Annotated in this window: 18 protein-coding genes; 12 read left to right on the top strand and 6 right to left on the bottom strand. The window is 72.2% G+C overall.

Annotation, left to right across the window (positions count from 1 at the left end; translation table 11 throughout):
* Positions 1 to 4: 4 nt before the first annotated feature.
* The 3 genes from LXM90_RS20415 to LXM90_RS20405 all read right to left on the bottom strand — a co-directional run bounded on the left by LXM90_RS20415 (position 5) and on the right by LXM90_RS20405 (position 2046).
* On the bottom strand, positions 5 to 520 hold the full coding sequence (locus LXM90_RS20415) for a GNAT family N-acetyltransferase (RefSeq protein ID WP_012317649.1): 516 nt from the start codon (positions 518 to 520) through the stop codon (positions 5 to 7).
* Complete coding sequence (gene tsaB / locus LXM90_RS20410) at positions 517 to 1191, bottom strand: tRNA (adenosine(37)-N6)-threonylcarbamoyltransferase complex dimerization subunit type 1 TsaB (RefSeq protein ID WP_026604975.1); 675 nt, start codon at positions 1189 to 1191, stop codon at positions 517 to 519. The genes LXM90_RS20415 and tsaB overlap by 4 nt, the downstream gene beginning before the upstream one ends.
* A gap of 288 nt (positions 1192 to 1479) precedes the next feature.
* Positions 1480 to 2046, bottom strand: coding sequence for a NifU family protein (locus LXM90_RS20405; protein WP_020093462.1), 567 nt, complete (start codon positions 2044 to 2046; stop codon positions 1480 to 1482).
* A 190-nt stretch (positions 2047 to 2236) separates the two neighbouring features.
* On the opposite strand from LXM90_RS20405, the gene LXM90_RS20400 reads away from it, so the two are divergent.
* The 4 genes from LXM90_RS20400 to LXM90_RS20385 all read left to right on the top strand — a co-directional run bounded on the left by LXM90_RS20400 (position 2237) and on the right by LXM90_RS20385 (position 4452).
* Positions 2237 to 2704 (top strand): hypothetical protein, encoded by a 468-nt coding sequence (locus LXM90_RS20400; protein ID WP_042675064.1) that lies wholly within the window; start codon positions 2237 to 2239, stop codon positions 2702 to 2704.
* A 109-nt stretch (positions 2705 to 2813) separates the two neighbouring features.
* Positions 2814 to 3236, top strand: coding sequence for a DUF2934 domain-containing protein (locus LXM90_RS20395; RefSeq protein ID WP_020093460.1), 423 nt, complete (start codon positions 2814 to 2816; stop codon positions 3234 to 3236).
* Between the two features lie 154 nt (positions 3237 to 3390).
* Positions 3391 to 4056: an HAD family hydrolase gene (locus LXM90_RS20390; RefSeq protein WP_020093459.1), complete on the top strand. Its 666-nt coding sequence runs from the start codon at positions 3391 to 3393 to the stop codon at positions 4054 to 4056.
* Between the two features lie 189 nt (positions 4057 to 4245).
* On the top strand, positions 4246 to 4452 hold the full coding sequence (locus LXM90_RS20385; protein WP_020093458.1) for a hypothetical protein: 207 nt from the start codon (positions 4246 to 4248) through the stop codon (positions 4450 to 4452).
* Positions 4453 to 4466: 14 nt separating this feature from the next.
* Here the strand turns inward: LXM90_RS20385 and LXM90_RS20380 are convergent, their stop codons facing one another.
* The 3 genes from LXM90_RS20380 to LXM90_RS20370 form a co-directional block, all read right to left on the bottom strand.
* The gene (locus tag LXM90_RS20380; RefSeq protein ID WP_376738925.1) at positions 4467 to 4718 is read right to left on the bottom strand and encodes a hypothetical protein; all 252 of its coding nucleotides are present in this window, start codon (positions 4716 to 4718) and stop codon (positions 4467 to 4469) included.
* A gap of 140 nt (positions 4719 to 4858) precedes the next feature.
* On the bottom strand, positions 4859 to 5164 hold the full coding sequence (locus tag LXM90_RS20375; protein ID WP_020093456.1) for a hypothetical protein: 306 nt from the start codon (positions 5162 to 5164) through the stop codon (positions 4859 to 4861).
* A gap of 171 nt (positions 5165 to 5335) precedes the next feature.
* On the bottom strand, positions 5336 to 5716 hold the full coding sequence (locus LXM90_RS20370) for a DUF6481 family protein (RefSeq protein WP_020093455.1): 381 nt from the start codon (positions 5714 to 5716) through the stop codon (positions 5336 to 5338).
* Between the two features lie 767 nt (positions 5717 to 6483).
* Between LXM90_RS20370 and LXM90_RS20365 the strand changes: the two genes are divergently transcribed.
* From LXM90_RS20365 to LXM90_RS20330, 8 genes are all read left to right on the top strand, one after another.
* Positions 6484 to 6678, top strand: a complete 195-nt coding sequence (locus LXM90_RS20365; protein ID WP_020093454.1) for a DUF4089 domain-containing protein — start codon at positions 6484 to 6486, stop codon at positions 6676 to 6678.
* The gene (locus LXM90_RS20360) at positions 6675 to 8075 is read left to right on the top strand and encodes an AtzE family amidohydrolase (RefSeq protein ID WP_020093453.1); all 1401 of its coding nucleotides are present in this window, start codon (positions 6675 to 6677) and stop codon (positions 8073 to 8075) included. Before LXM90_RS20365 ends, LXM90_RS20360 begins: the two co-directional genes overlap by 4 nt.
* Complete coding sequence (gene hpxZ, locus LXM90_RS20355) at positions 8072 to 8455, top strand: oxalurate catabolism protein HpxZ (protein ID WP_020093452.1); 384 nt, start codon at positions 8072 to 8074, stop codon at positions 8453 to 8455. The genes LXM90_RS20360 and hpxZ overlap by 4 nt, the downstream gene beginning before the upstream one ends.
* 107 nt (positions 8456 to 8562) lie before the next feature.
* Positions 8563 to 10185, top strand: a complete 1623-nt coding sequence (locus tag LXM90_RS20350; protein WP_020093451.1) for an ABC transporter substrate-binding protein — start codon at positions 8563 to 8565, stop codon at positions 10183 to 10185.
* A 160-nt stretch (positions 10186 to 10345) separates the two neighbouring features.
* Positions 10346 to 11299: an ABC transporter permease gene (locus LXM90_RS20345; protein ID WP_020093450.1), complete on the top strand. Its 954-nt coding sequence runs from the start codon at positions 10346 to 10348 to the stop codon at positions 11297 to 11299.
* 14 nt (positions 11300 to 11313) lie between these two features.
* The gene (locus LXM90_RS20340) at positions 11314 to 12249 is read left to right on the top strand and encodes an ABC transporter permease (protein WP_020093449.1); all 936 of its coding nucleotides are present in this window, start codon (positions 11314 to 11316) and stop codon (positions 12247 to 12249) included.
* Positions 12246 to 13301 carry an ABC transporter ATP-binding protein gene (locus LXM90_RS20335; RefSeq protein ID WP_020093448.1) on the top strand — a complete coding sequence of 352 codons (1056 nt, stop codon included), beginning with the start codon at positions 12246 to 12248 and terminating at the stop codon, positions 13299 to 13301. Before LXM90_RS20340 ends, LXM90_RS20335 begins: the two co-directional genes overlap by 4 nt.
* 8 nt (positions 13302 to 13309) lie before the next feature.
* Positions 13310 to 14335, top strand: a complete 1026-nt coding sequence (locus LXM90_RS20330; protein ID WP_020093447.1) for an ABC transporter ATP-binding protein — start codon at positions 13310 to 13312, stop codon at positions 14333 to 14335.
* Positions 14336 to 14391: the final 56 nt, after the last annotated feature.

The following is a 14391-nucleotide window of genomic DNA, read 5'->3' as shown; positions in this document are numbered from 1 at the left end:
GGCGTCACAGGTCGGCGCTCATCGTCAGCGCGGTCGCCCGGCTGCCGTCGGCCTTGAGATAGTAGCCGGTGCGCGAACCGACCTGCCGGAAGCCGTGCCGGGCGTAGAGCCGCAGCGCGGGAGCGTTGCCCTCGTCGACCTCCAGATGCACCCGGGCGACGCCGTCGAGGGCGAGGCTCGCCAGGTGCTCGCGGAGCAGCTTGCGGCTGTGGCCGCCGCCGCGCAGAGCCGGGGACAGCACGACCGTCAGGATCTCGGCCTCGTCGGCGGCCCGGCGCGAGAGCACGAAGCCCTGGAGGACGCCCGCGCGCCAGAGGGCGTGCGCGTGGGTCGAGCGCTCGCAGAGCATCCGCTCGAACTCGTGCGCGTCCCAGGGCCGCGCGAAGGCGGTCGCGTGGAGGCGGGCGAGGGCAGGGGCCTGCGCGGCGTCGCGGAGCGGCGCGACGTAGGGCTCCGGGGTCAGCGCGTCCCACCACGCGAACCACCAGTCGAAGGGCCAGAAGGGCAGCGGGCGCGTCATCGCCGTGCGATCCGCGCGTGGTCCTGCGGCCGGGCATCCGGCCCCCGCAGGTAGAGGGGCCGCGCCAGGGCCTGCGCCGGGTCGGCGACGAGGCCGAGGGAGGCCACCGCCGCGATATCGGGACCGCCGACATGGGCGACGCGCGCCGCGACGCCGCGTGCGGCGAGCGCGGCGGCCAGCATCGGCGCGCCGGAGCCGGTCAGCACCACCGGGCCGTCGCCCAGCTGCTCGGCCGCCGCCTCGACGGCGAGATGCGCGGGCGCGAGGCCATCGCCCGGCCCGAGGGCCTGCACGTAGACGGCGCCGTGGCGGGCGTCGATCACCGCGGCGATCGTGCCCGCGACGGTGTCGGCCAGGAGCGGCGCGAGGAGCGCTGAGAGGGTGCCGACGCCGACGACGGGCTTGCCGGTCGAGAGGCCGATGGCGCGGGCCGCCGACAGGCCGACCCGCAGCCCGGTGTAGCTGCCGGGTCCGACCGTCACGGCGACCCGGTCGATCGCCTCAAATCCGCCCTCGACCCGGGCGATCACCCGCTCGATCAGCGGCAGCAGGGATTCCGCGTGGCCGCGCGCCATGGGCAGCGACTCGGCGGCGAGGGGCGCCTCGGACTCCTCCGCCATGACGCAGGCGGCGCAGGTGTCCAGCGCTGTGTCGATGGCCAGGATACGCACGCTCACTCCCACAGGCCGGTCCGCGCCGACGGTTGCCTCCCTGCGCCGCGACGGGCGCGAAGAGCCTCCAGCGTTAGAGCAAAACCGCCGCCTCGTCAGCGGCGGGGCGCCCGCACCGGGCGGATCACCGGTGGAGTGTTGCCGGCTTGCGCCGGTGCGCGTCCGCGGCCTCGGACGGGTCCGGCGCACCGGCCCCCGGCTCCGCCGCGAAGGCGGGAGCCGGGGGGCAGCCGAGTGCCGTTCCGGCCCTCCGGCGTGCCGCCCGCACCGCGGCGCGGGCGCAAATCCTCAGATCGCCTGGACCTCGCGGATCTCCGGCAGGAAGTGCCGGAACAGGTTCTGTACGCCATGCCGCAGGGTCGCCGTGGAGGACGGGCAGCCCGAGCAGGCCCCCTTCATCTCCAGATAGACCACGCCCTCCTTGTAGCCGCGGAAGGTGATGTCGCCGCCATCGCCCGCCACCGCCGGGCGCACCCGGGTCTCGAGCAGGTCCTTGATGGTCACGACGGTGTCGTGGTCCGCCTCGTCGTAGAACTCGTCGCCCGGCTCGATCTCGCCGTGGCCGCCCTCGGCCATCACGGGCGCGCCGGACTGGAAGTGCTCCATGATCGCGCCGAGCACCGCCGGCTTGACCTGCGCCCAGTCCGAGCCGTCCTCGGCCTTGGTCACCGAGATGAAATCGTGGCCGAAATAGACGCCCGCCACGCCCGGGACGGTGAACAGCGCCGCGGCCAGGGGCGAGCGGGCGGCGGCCTCGGCGTCCCGCGCCTCGAAGGTCGATTCCGCCAGCACGACGCGGCCGGGCAGGAACTTCAGGGTGGCCGGGTTCGGCGTGGCTTCGGTCTGGATGAACATGGTGGCGATACTCCGCTGCGCCGGTTCAAGGCCGGCCGGGACTGGCGCCGCGAGGCGCCGCCTCCCATGTGGACCGGCGATCGGATTTTCTCAACCTGTCGTCCGGTCCCGCCGGCGCGCGAGAGTGGACATTCGGCCGACGGCGCGACAGGACGAACGCCGTCGAACGCCAGAGGAGCCGGCAGTGGACATGACCGCGGACCAGACCCTCGCGCAGGACTTGCTGAAGGATCTGCGCGAGGCCCAAGCCAAGCTGGACGCGGCGCGCGCGGAAGCGGCCTCGCTCAAGGTGCTGCTCGCGCTGCGCACGCATCAGCACGACCAGGCCTGGCAGGAGGGGCAGCGCTTCGCCGCGGCGCTCGCGGAGGCGCAGACCCGCGCGGAGGCGGCCGCGACCGCGCGGGCCGAGACGCAGGTGGACGCGCAGGCGAACGCGGCCGCGTCCGAAGCCGCTGCGATGGCCGACGAGCGCACCGAGGCGGTCCGGATCGTCCTGGGCGCGGTCCTCGCCAGCATCGGGCACCGGGCCCTCGACCGGCGGCGCTTCCAGGACCTGATCGCCCGGGCCGGCCGCGAGGCGCCGGATCAGGGTCCGGGCGCGGCCCGGCACGCCGTGCTGCTGACCGAGGCGCGGCGGGTGCTGGGGATCGCCCAGTAGGGCGGCCCGAAGCGCGCGCGCACCGCGACCGGTCGCCGGCGGCAGGGTTAACCGACGCTTAACCCGGCTCTCCCATCGTCGTCCCCGGGACGGACAGGAGATCGACCGCATGCTGATCAGCGAGCACCACGTGCGCGAGTGCGCCTACTACATCTGGGAGAACGAGGGCCGGATTCACGGGCACGCTGCGGCCCACTGGATCCGCGCCGAGTCCGAGCTGCGCGCGAACGCAATGCTCGCCGCCGCCGCGTCCGAGACGGTCGAGGCCGCCAAGCCCGTCGAGGCCTCCGCGAAGGCCGCGCCGGTGAAGACCGCCGCCAAGCCGGTCGCCAAGACCGCTGCCACCAAGACCGCCGCTGCCAAGCCCGCCGCCAAGACCGCCGCGTCGAAGACCGCCGCTGCCAAGCCCGCGGCCGTGAAGGCCGCCGCGAAGCCGGCGGCCCCGAAGCCCGCCCGCGCCTCCAAGGCCGCGGTGACCGCCGGCCTCGCCGCCAAGGCGAAGCCCGCCCGGACCCCGGCCTCGATGCACTGAAGGGTCGGCGCCGCGGCGCCACCACGGCCTCTCCCGGAGCCCGCCCCTCGCGCAGGGGCGGGCTTCCGTCGTTCGTGGGCCCGGCGCGGAACAGGCCGGGCGCCGGTAGGTTGTCCGGCCTGATGCGGGCGCAGGGCTCCGCGACGGGGCTGCGATGCGCGCGGTGATCTTCGACATCGACGGGACGCTGCTCGACAGCGTCGACCTGCATGCCCGCGCCTGGGTGGAGGCCTTCGCGCATTTCGGCGTGGAAACCGGCTTCGCCGAAGTCCGCCGGCAGATCGGCAAGGGCGGCGACGAGCTGATGCCGGTCTTCCTGTCGGAGGAGCGGATCGCGCGGGAGGGCGAGACCATCGAGGCCTACCGCTCCGACCTGTTCAAACGGCGCTACCTGTCCGAGGTCCGGCCGTTCCCGGGTGTCCGGCCGCTGTTCGAGCACATCCGCTCCGCCGGGCTGAAGATCGCGCTCGCCTCGTCGGGCAAGCGCTCCGAGGTCGAGCACTACACCGAGATCCTGGAGATCGGCGACCTCGTCGACGTCGCCACGAGCTCGGACGACGCGGACCGGTCCAAGCCGCACCCCGACATCTTCGAGGCCGCCCTGGCGAAGCTCGACGGCGTCCCGCCCGACGCGATCATCGTCGTCGGCGACACCCCCTACGACGCCGAGGCCGCCGCGAAGGCGGGCCTGCGCACCGTCGGCCTCCTCTGCGGCGGCTTTCCGGAGGCGGACCTGAGGGCGGCCGGCTGCGCGGCGATCTACCGGGACCCCGAGGATCTGCTCGACCGATTCGCGGAGTCGCCGCTGACGGGCGGCTGAGCGCCGGCCCGGCAAGCGGATTCCGCGGCGGGTCCGGCATCATCCACACATTCCCGCCGCGCTGTTGCAGCGCGGTGACGCGGAGCGATGCCGGCTACGTATTCACGCGAAAAGGACTGGTGCCCGTCGATCGAAAGGCGTAGCGACCCGCCCGCCAATCTGGACTCCTTCGAAGGACGAGCGCCTCGCATGCCCCAGACTCACCAGGCCAGCCCGGCACCGCGCTTCGTACCGGTCGCCAAGTCGCTGCCGGAGCAGATCGCCGACGCGGTCGAGAGCCGGTCGACCCCGCTCAGCCAGCTGCTCCGCCTGATGGCCGCCCTCGACGCCGAAGGCGGTAACGAGGCCCTGCGGCTGCGGCTCCGCGCCCGGATCGGCGCGCCGCTCGACGCCTGACCCCGCGTCGCGGGTCAATGCCGCCGGTGCCGATGGCGCCGGCCACCCCGCTTCGCCGCCGGTGCGGCCGCCTTCGCGACGCGGTCCATGCAGGCGAAGTAGATCCGGCGCCCGATCTCCTCAAGTTCGAGACCCTGCGGGTTGGGCGCCGAGAACACCTTCGCGCGGGCCTCGTTGCGGCAGGCCGCGTCCTCCGGGCTCCGGATCGGCGGCTCCGCGCGGGCGGCCCCGCCGGCCAGGGCCGAGACGATCCAAGTCGCTGCCACGATCGATACGCGCGTGCTTGCCAGGGTACTCGGCATACTGACGTTCGGACCTCACTCGCTCGAGACACAGATAGAGCGTCTCGATCACCCGTGAAGCTTGGTCAGAGTGCGGGCTCCGGCAATAATCGACAGCCTTCGCGTCAGGGCACGATCCAGCGGCACGGCCCCCCGCCGGCGACGGTCAGGCACTCGTAGGGCGCCCCGCCGATCAGGGCCCGCTGCTCCACGGTGCCGATGGCGCTGCGCGGGATCCGCCGACAGCCGGCCTCCGTGGGGGCAGGGCCACCGCTGCCCGAGGCCGCGTCGATCCGCCGGGCGGCGATCAGCGTCTCGCAGGCCATCACCGAGTCCGCCCCCTGCGCGCGGGCCGTCCGGGGCGCGACGGCGAAGGGCAGCGCGGCGAGGACGAGGACCGCGGGGAGAACCAGTCGGGATCGGGAAAGCATCGCGGCCTCGGCTGCCCGCGCCGGACGGGCGCGTCGCGGTTCGGCCGCCCTCAACGCGTTGCCGCGCGCGTTGGTTGCCGGGTGCGGACACGCCCCCCCGAACGCGACGACGCCCGCCTTGCGGGCGGGCGTCTTGGGCGTCCGAAGCTCGGGTGAGCCGACGGCCTGCGCTCAGCGCTTGGTCTTGACCTTCGCCTTGCGGGCCGCGTAGCGCGCGTCGCGCTGGGCCTTCTTGGCGGCCAGGTCGGCCGACTTGCGCTCCTGCGCGGCGGCCAGCTCGGCGGCCTCGCGGGCGATCTGGGCGGCGAGTTCCGCCTCCTCCCGCTGACGCTTCTCCTCGGCGGCCTTCCGCTCGGCGGCGATCCGGGCGGCCTCGCGCTCGCGGGAGCGCTCCTCGCGGGCCTTGGCGACCTCGGCGCGGGCCTTCGCCTTGGCGATCACCTCGGGGTCGTCGGACGGGGGGCGCGCCTTGAACTTGGCCAGCAGGGCGGCCTTGGCGTTCTGCGAGTTCTGGCGACGGTCGTCGAAATTCCTGTAGTCGAATGCGCTCATCTGACCTTTCTCAGTTGGGTACGTCTCGCGTGTCGCGGGGACATCCGGCGGGGCCGGGCACGTACGGAGTCTGCAGGTTCCGACGCCATCCCCGCGCCCCGGAACCGCACCGATCCACCGGCTGTACCGATGGTCCGACCCGAGCGTTCGGCCTGCGTCTGAACGCTCGGGTCGGACCATTGTTCGAAGATCGCAGAGCCCTTAAACAGAGCTTCACACGAGATGCAATCGGCGAGACCTGCGCAGGCGGCCGGTCCGGCGACAATCCCGGCCCACTCTGTAAGAGTTTCGACCCGCGGTGCGGAAATACCTCAGGCCGGCGGCCGGCAGAGGCTTCGGTGCTCGACAGGTGGGCGCGCATCCATCCCCTGGACTTGCCTGCCAGCCCTAGATGGGTCGCGCGCCGGGCGAAGACAAGATTCGTGTTCGCCCGGCGCCCGTCGCGCAGCTGTCCGCTGGACGGACCTATACTTCCATCACAAGGCAGACCTGCAAAATCGACAGCGTATCCGTTGCCGGACCTTCGATCCCGCGAGGGGTCGCGATTCCGCTCCGGCGCACGGGCGTGCCCAGAAAAGGTCCTCCCGCCGCCGCCTAATTCTTGTGCACGCGGATCGGAGCGCATCGAATCCATCGCCAGCACGTCCCTGTCTGCCTATGATCTAGGCACGCAGGCGCGCCGGTTCGCGGCACTGCGCGCGGGCTCGCGGCACAGGGCCTGCTTGCCGCGATCGATCGCGTCCCGCGCGATCGGCCTGAGGAGTTCCATGTCCGAGACCCGCCCCCCGTACGATCCCGAGAGCTACGCCGCGGCCGCGGCGGCCCTGCTCGGCCTCACCCTCGACCCCGCGTGGATCGCCCCGGTGACCGCGAATCTGCGCGTCCTGGCCGCGGCGGCCGAGCTGGTGGAGGCTTTCCCGCTCGCCGACGAGATCGACGCGGCCCCGAGGTTCGAAGCGTGAGCGCGAGCGATCCCTCGACGGCAACGGCGATCGCCGCAGCGATCGCCGATGGCCGGACCACCGCGCGGCAGGCCGTCACGGCGGCGCTCGACCGGATCGGGCGCCTCGACGACCGGGTCGGCGCCTTCACCGACGTGCTGTCCGCCCGCGCCCTGGCCCGGGCCGACGCGCAGGACGCGGCGCGCCGCGAGGGGGCGTTGCCGGGCCCGCTGGCCGGCGTGCCGTTCGCGGTGAAGAACCTGATCGACATCGACGGCCTGCCGACCCGCGCCGGATCGAAGATCAACCGGGAGCGGCCGCCGGCCGAGCGGGACGGCGCCCTGGTCCGGCGCCTGGAGGCCGCGGGGGCGATCCTCGTCGGCGCCCTCAACATGGGTGAGTACGCCTACGACTTCACCGGCGAGAACATCCACGACGGCGACGCCCACAACCCGCACGCCCTGGATCACATGACCGGCGGCTCGTCGGGCGGCTCGGGCGCGGCCATCGCCGCCGGGATGGTGCCGCTCACGCTGGGCTCGGACACGAACGGCTCGATCCGCGTCCCCGCCGCGTTCTGCGGCTGCTACGGTCTCAAGCCGACCTACGGCCGGCTGACCCGCGCGGGGAGCTTCCCCTTCGTGGGCAGCCTCGACCATCTCGGCCCGATGGCCCGGAGCGTGACCGATCTCGCGCTCGCCTACGACGCCATGCAGGGCCCCGATCCGGACGATCCGGTGGCGACGCTCCGCCCGGCGGAGCCGGTCCTGCCGCGGCTCGAGGCGGGGATCGACGGCCTGCGCGTCGCGGTGGCCGGCGGCCATTTCGCCCGCAACGGCGATCCGGAAGCCTTCGCGGCGGTGGCGCGCGCCGCCGAGGCGCTCGGCGCGCGGCGCACCGTCGAGCTGCCGGAGGCGCACCGCGCCCGCGCGGCCGCCTACCTGATCACCGCCGCGGAGGGCGCCACGCTCCACCTCGACCGTCTCCGCACCCGGCCGCAGGATTTCGACCCGGCGGTGCGCGACCGGCTGATCGCCGGGGCAATGATCCCGGCGCCCCACGTGGAGCGGGCGCAGCGGTTCCGCCGCTGGTACCGGGCGCGGGTGCTGAAGCTGTTCGAGACCGTCGACGTGATCCTGGCCCCGGCCACGCCCTGCCGCGCGCCGAGGGGCGGCCAGACCCACTTCGTCCTCGACGGCGTGACGCTGCCGGTGCGCGCCAATATCGGCGTGTTCACGCAGCCGGTCAGCTTCATCGGCCTCCCGGTCGTGGCGGCGCCGGTCCGGCTCGACGCCGGTCTGCCGCTCGGCGTCCAGATCATCGCCGCACCCTGGCGCGAGGATCTCGTCCTGCGCGCGGCGCGCTATCTCGAACGGACCGGCGTCAGCACGGCGCCCATCGCGGAGCTTGCCCGATGATCATCGACGATCCCGCCGTGAAGGCCGAGGTCGCGGCCGCGTTCCGGGCCTACGAGACGGCGCTCACCACCAACGACGTCCCGACCCTGGAGGCGCTGTTCCGGGACGATCCGCTGACCATCCGCTACGGGATCGGCGAGAACCTCTACGGCATGGACGCGATCCGCGCCTTCCGCCGGGCCCGCTCCCCGGTGGGCCTGGAGCGGACCCTGGCGCGGACGCAGATCACCACCTACGGGCGCGACTTCGCCACCGCGATGACGCTGTTCACCCGCGCCAGCGCACCGGGGAAGATCGGTCGCCAGAGCCAGACCTGGGCGCGCTTCCCGGAGGGCTGGCGGGTGGTCGCAGCCCACGTGAGCCTGATCGACGCGGACTAGCCGCGGAGCGGCCCGCGCCCCGGCGGGGGCGTGTGGCCGCGGGCTTGCATACGGTCGAGCGTATTCCGCGCCGTCTGGCGCGGACCAACGCGAGTACCCGACCCAAGATGCTGTCCCGTCTGAGAAAACTCGGCGCCCGTGGCGCGCTGGCCGGTGCCCTGGCGCTCTCCGCGAGCACCGCTGCCCTCGCGCAGGGGACGCTGCGGATCGGCATGACCGCCTCCGACATCCCGCTGACCACCGGCCAGACCGACAACGGCGGCGAGGGCATGCGGTTCATGGGCTACACGGTCTATGACGGCCTCATCAACTGGGACCTGTCGAGCGCCGAGCTGGCCTCCGACCTCGTGCCGGGACTCGCGACCAGCTGGGGCGTCGACGCCACCGACAAGACCAAGTGGACCTTCAAGCTCCGGCCGGGCGTGAAATTCCACGACGGCTCGGACTTCACCGCCGACGCGGTAGTCTGGAACCTCGACAAGCTCCTGAAGGCCGACGCGCCGCAATACGACCCGCGCCAGTCCGCGCAGGGCAAGACCCGCATCCCGGCGGTCGCGAGCTACCGGGCGGTCGACCCGCTGACCGTCGAGATCACCACCAAGGCCCCCGACGCGACGCTGCCCTACCAGATCGCCTGGATCATGATGTCGTCGCCGGCCCAGTGGGAGAAGCTCGGCAAGTCCTGGGACGCCTTCGCCAAGCAGCCCTCGGGCACCGGCCCGTGGAAGCTGACCCTGTTCGCCCCGCGCGAGCGCGCCGAGATGGTCCCGTTCAAGGAGTACTGGGACAAGGACCGCGTGCCGAAGCTCGACAAGCTCGTGCTGATCCCGCTGCCGGAGGCCAACGCCCGGACCGCCGCCCTCCGCTCCGGACAGGTCGACTGGATCGAGGCGCCCGCGCCGGATTCCGTGGCCTCGCTGAAGAGCGCCGGCTTCACCATCGTCACCAACGCCTACCCGCATAACTGGACGTGGCACCTGTCGCGGGTCGAGGGCTCGCCCTGGAACGACATCCGCGTGCGCAAGGCCGCGAACCTCGCCATCGACCGCGAGGGTCTGAAGGAGCTGCTCGGCGGCCTCGCGATCCCCGCCAAGGGCTTCATGCCGCCCGGTCACCAGTGGTTCGGCCACCCGACCTTCGACATCAAGTACGACCCGGAGGCCGCCAAGAAGCTGCTGGCCGAGGCGGGTTACAGCGCGGCCAAGCCACTGAAGCTCAAGGTCGCGATCTCGGCCTCGGGCTCAGGCCAGATGCAGCCGCTGCCGATGAACGAGTTCGTCCAGCAGAACCTCGCCGACGTGGGCATCCAGGTCGATTACGAGGTCGTGGAGTGGAACACGCTGATCAACATCTGGCGGGCCGGGGCCAAGGCCGACATCTCCCGCGGCGTCTCGGCGATCAACTACTCGTACTTCATCCAGGACCCCTTCACCGGCTTCATCCGCCACCTGCAGTGCAACTTCGCCCCGCCGAACGGCACGAACTGGGGCTATTACTGCGATCCGGCGATGGACAAGCTGTTCGATCAGGTCCGCAACACCTTCGACAAGGCCGAGCAGACGAAGGTCCTGGAGAAGGTCCACGAGAAGTACGTCGACGACGCGCTGTTCATCATGATCACGCACGACGTCAATCCGCGCGCGATGAGCCCCAAGGTGAAGGGCTTCGTCCAGGCGCAGAACTGGTTCCAGGACTTCTCGAAGATTACGATGGCGACCGCGGGGCGGTAGCGTAACGGGGCGCCTCTCTCCTCCCCCTCGTGGGGAGGAGCCGGAGGTGGGGGTGGTGCAGGATAGGGCGTTGCGGTGCCTCCTGAACCACCCCCACCCCTGACCCCTCCCCACAAGGGGGAGGGGAATAGTCTCGGCTGAGTAGACAACAGGCCCTTGAATGCTGCTCTACATCCTCAAACGACTGGTCTACGTGACGCCCGTGGCGTTCGGGGTCAGCGTCGTCTGCTTCCTCCTCGTCCACCTCGCGCCGGGCGATCCCCTGAGCGCGGTCCTGCCCGCCGACGCCACCCAGGCCACCATCGACGAGATGCGGTCGGCCTACGGCTTCGATAAGCCGCTGCCGGTCCAGTACCTGATCTGGCTCTGGCACGTGCTGCACGGCGATCTCGGCACCTCCATCGCCACCGGCCGCCCGGTGCTCGGCGAGGTCAGCCGCGCCGTGGTGAACTCCCTGATCCTCGCCTCGGTGGCGACCGTGATCGGCTTCACCTTCGGCACCCTGTTCGGCTTCGTGGCGGGCTATCACCGCAACTCGCTGGCCGACCGGGCCGCCTCGGCCGTGTCGGTCTTCGGCGTGAGCGTGCCGCACTACTGGCTCGGCATGGTCCTGGTGATCGTGTTCTCGGCCAATCTCGGCTGGCTGCCGCCCACCGGGGCCGGGCCCGACGGCTCCGGAAACTGGCGGCCCGACTTCGAGCACCTGCGCTACCTGATCCTGCCGGCGATCACGATGTCGGTGATCCCGATGGGCATCATCGCCCGCACGGTCCGGGCGCTGGTGGCCGACATCCTGTCCCAGGACTTCGTCGAGGCCCTGCGCGCCAAGGGCATGGACGAGCGCGGCGTGTTCCGCCACGTCGTGCGCAACGCCGCCCCGACCGCGCTCGCCATCATGGGCCTGCAGCTCGGCTACCTGCTCGGCGGCTCGATCCTGGTCGAGACCGTGTTCGCGTGGCCGGGCACCGGCTTCCTTCTCAACGCCGCGATCTTCCAGCGCGACCTGCCCCTGCTCCAGGGCTCGATCCTCGTGCTGGCGATGTTCTTCGTGCTCCTCAACCTGCTGGTGGACGTGATGCAGACCGCCCTCGACCCGCGCATCGAGCGCGCTTGAGCCGGAGCCCGACGATGACCGTTCCCGTCACCGCGGCCTCCGTGGCCCTCGACGGCGGCGTCCTCGCCGCCGAGGACGTGACCCACGGGCCCGAGGCCGCCTTCGCCCCGTCGCGGGGCTTCTGGGGCCATGTCGGCCACCGGCTCGTGCGCGACCCCGTCGCCATGGGCGCGGGCGCCGTGATCCTGATCGTCGTGCTGATCGCGATCCTCTCGCCCTGGATCACCCCGATGGACCCCTACAAGGGCTCCATGCTGCGCCGCCTCAGGCACGTCGGCGACGCCACCTACTGGCTCGGATCCGACGAGCTCGGCCGCGACATGATCAGCCGGCTGATGCTGGGCTCGCGGCTGTCGCTGTTCATCGGCGTCACGCCGGTGCTGATCGCCTTCGTGATCGGCTCCGCGATCGGGATCCTCGCCGGCTACGTCGGCGGCTGGACCAACACGATCCTGATGCGCACCATCGACGTGTTCTTCGCCTTCCCGTCGGTGCTGCTGGCGATCGCGCTGTCCGGGGCGCTCGGCGCCGGCATCTTCAACTCGATCGTGTCGCTGACCTGCGTGTTCGTGCCCCAGATCGCGCGCGTCGCCGAGAGCGTCACCACGGGCATCCGCAAGCGCGACTACATCGACGCCGCCAAGCTGTCGGGCGCCTCGGCCCTGACGATCATGCGCGTGCAGGTGCTCGGCAACGTCGTCGGGCCGATCTTCGTCTACGCGACCAGCCTGATCTCGGTCTCGATGATCCTGGCCTCCGGCCTCTCGTTCCTCGGCCTCGGCGTGCGCCCGCCCGAGCCCGAATGGGGCCTGATGCTCAACACCCTGCGCACCGCGATCTACGTCAATCCGGTCGTGGCCGCCCTCCCGGGCGTCTGCATCTTCATCGTCTCGATCGCCTTCAACCTGTTCTCGGACGGGCTCCGGTCCGCCATGGAGATTCGCCAGTGAGCGTCATCCCGGACGCCCCCGACCCGTTCGCCCGCGACCGCGGCGGACCCGCTCAGCCGCTCCTGTCGGTCTCGGGCCTCGTCAAGCACTTCCCGGTCCGCAAGGCCGGGGGCAAGAAGCAGGTCGTCCGCGCGGTCGACGGCGTCGACTTCGATGTCCTGAAGGGCGAGACGCTCGGCATCGTCGGCGAATCCGGCTGCGGGAAGTCGACGACCGCCAAGCTGCTCATGGGCCTGATCGAGCGCGATTCCGGCACGATGCTGTACGACGGCCAGCCGGTCGGCGAGCGCGCCATGCCCTGGCGGTCCTACCGCCGCCAGGCCCAGATGGTGTTCCAGGACAGCTACGCGTCCCTCAACCCGCGCATGACCGTCGAGCAGTCGATCGCCTTCGGCCCGAAGGTCAACGGCGTGCCCGCCCGCGAGGCGGTGGAGCGCGCCCGCGGGCTGCTCGCCCGGGTCGGGCTGGAGCCGAAGCGCTTCGCCGGCCGCTACCCGCACGAGATCTCCGGCGGCCAGCGCCAGCGGGTGAACATCGCCCGCTCGCTCGCCCTGGAGCCGCGGCTGGTGCTCCTCGACGAGGCGGTCTCGGCGCTCGACAAGTCGGTCGAGGCGCAGGTCCTGAACCTTCTCCTCGACCTCAAGGCCGAGTTCGGCCTGACCTACATCTTCATCAGCCACGACCTGAACGTCGTGCGCTTCATCTCCGACCGGGTGATGGTGATGTATCTCGGCCGGGTCTCCGAGATCGGCCCGTCCGACACGGTGCTCGACGCGCCGGCGCACCCCTACACCGAGGCGCTGCTCGCCTCGATGCCGTCGCTCGATCCCGACAACCGCACCCAGGCGGCGCTACTCGCGGGCGACCCGCCGAACCCGATCGACCCGCCCCCGGGCTGCCGCTTCCACCCGCGCTGCGCCCTGGCGGAGGACGTCTGCGGCCGGACGAAGCCGCCCCTCGACACGATCCGGCCGCTGCACCGCGTCGCCTGCCTCGCCCGCCAGCCGGGTTCCGGCCATTCCGCGGCGCCCGCGGGCGCGCTGGCAGCATGAGCACCCCGATGTCCGGTTCAGAACCCGCGGTCGCCCTCGAGAACCTGCGCGTCGCCTTCGGCAAGGTGCAGGTCGTCGACGGCGTCGACCTGAGCCTGGAGCGCGGTCAGGCGCTGGCGCTCATCGGCGAATCCGGCTCCGGCAAGAGCGTGACCCTGCGGGCGATCCTGCGGCTGTTCCCGGAGGGGCGCAGCCGGATCGAGGGCGGCATCCGGGCCGCCGGCAAGGACGTGCAGGCGCTGACCCGGCGCCAGCTCGCCGATTTCCGCGGCGGCGACGTCTCGATGATCTTCCAGGAGCCGCTGCTCGCCTTCGACCCGGTCTACACGGTCGGCCGGCAGATCACCGAGGCGATTCTGCGCCACGAGACGATCTCCAAGGACGCGGCGCGGAAGCGGGCGCTCGCCCTGTTCGAGCGGGTGCGGATCCCGAGCCCGGAGCGGCGGCTCGACAACTACCCGCACGAGATGTCGGGCGGCATGCGCCAGCGCGCCATGATCGCGCTGGCGCTGGCCTGCCGGCCGCAGGTCCTGCTCGCCGACGAGCCGACCACGGCGCTCGACGCCACGGTGCAGATCCAGGTCCTGCTGCTGCTCCGCGAGCTGCAGCGCGACCTCGGCCTGTCGATCGTGATCGTCACCCACGATCTCGGCGCGGCGGTCGAGGTCGCCGACCGGATCGCCGTGATGTACGCGGGCAAGATCGTCGAGACCGGCACGGCGCATCAGGTGGTGCTGAACCCGCACCACCCCTACACGATCGGCCTGCTGCGCAGCCGGGCCGAGGGGGCGCTCGCCAAGGGCTCCCGGCTCCAGACCATCCCCGGCAGCCCGCCCGACCTCGCCAACCGCCCGCCGGGCTGCCCGTTCGCGCCGCGCTGCTTCCTGGCCGAGGAAAGCTGCCGCCGGGAGATGCCGCCGGTCGCCGAGATCGTCCCCGGCCACCGCGTCGCCTGCTGGCGGACCGAGGAGGCCTCGGCGGCCTACCGGGCCGGCCCGACCCCGGTGCGCGCCGCCGAGCCGGTCCCGGCCTGACCTCGACGCCCCCGCGCCGAGGCTTTATCCGGCTCGGCGCGGTCCCGCGGCGGCGG

It is taken from the genome of Methylobacterium oryzae, from assembly GCF_021398735.1.
Classification (GTDB): domain Bacteria; phylum Pseudomonadota; class Alphaproteobacteria; order Rhizobiales; family Beijerinckiaceae; genus Methylobacterium.
The sequence above is the reverse complement of the archived record's forward strand: the minus strand, read 5'-3'. Positions and strand labels throughout refer to the sequence as shown.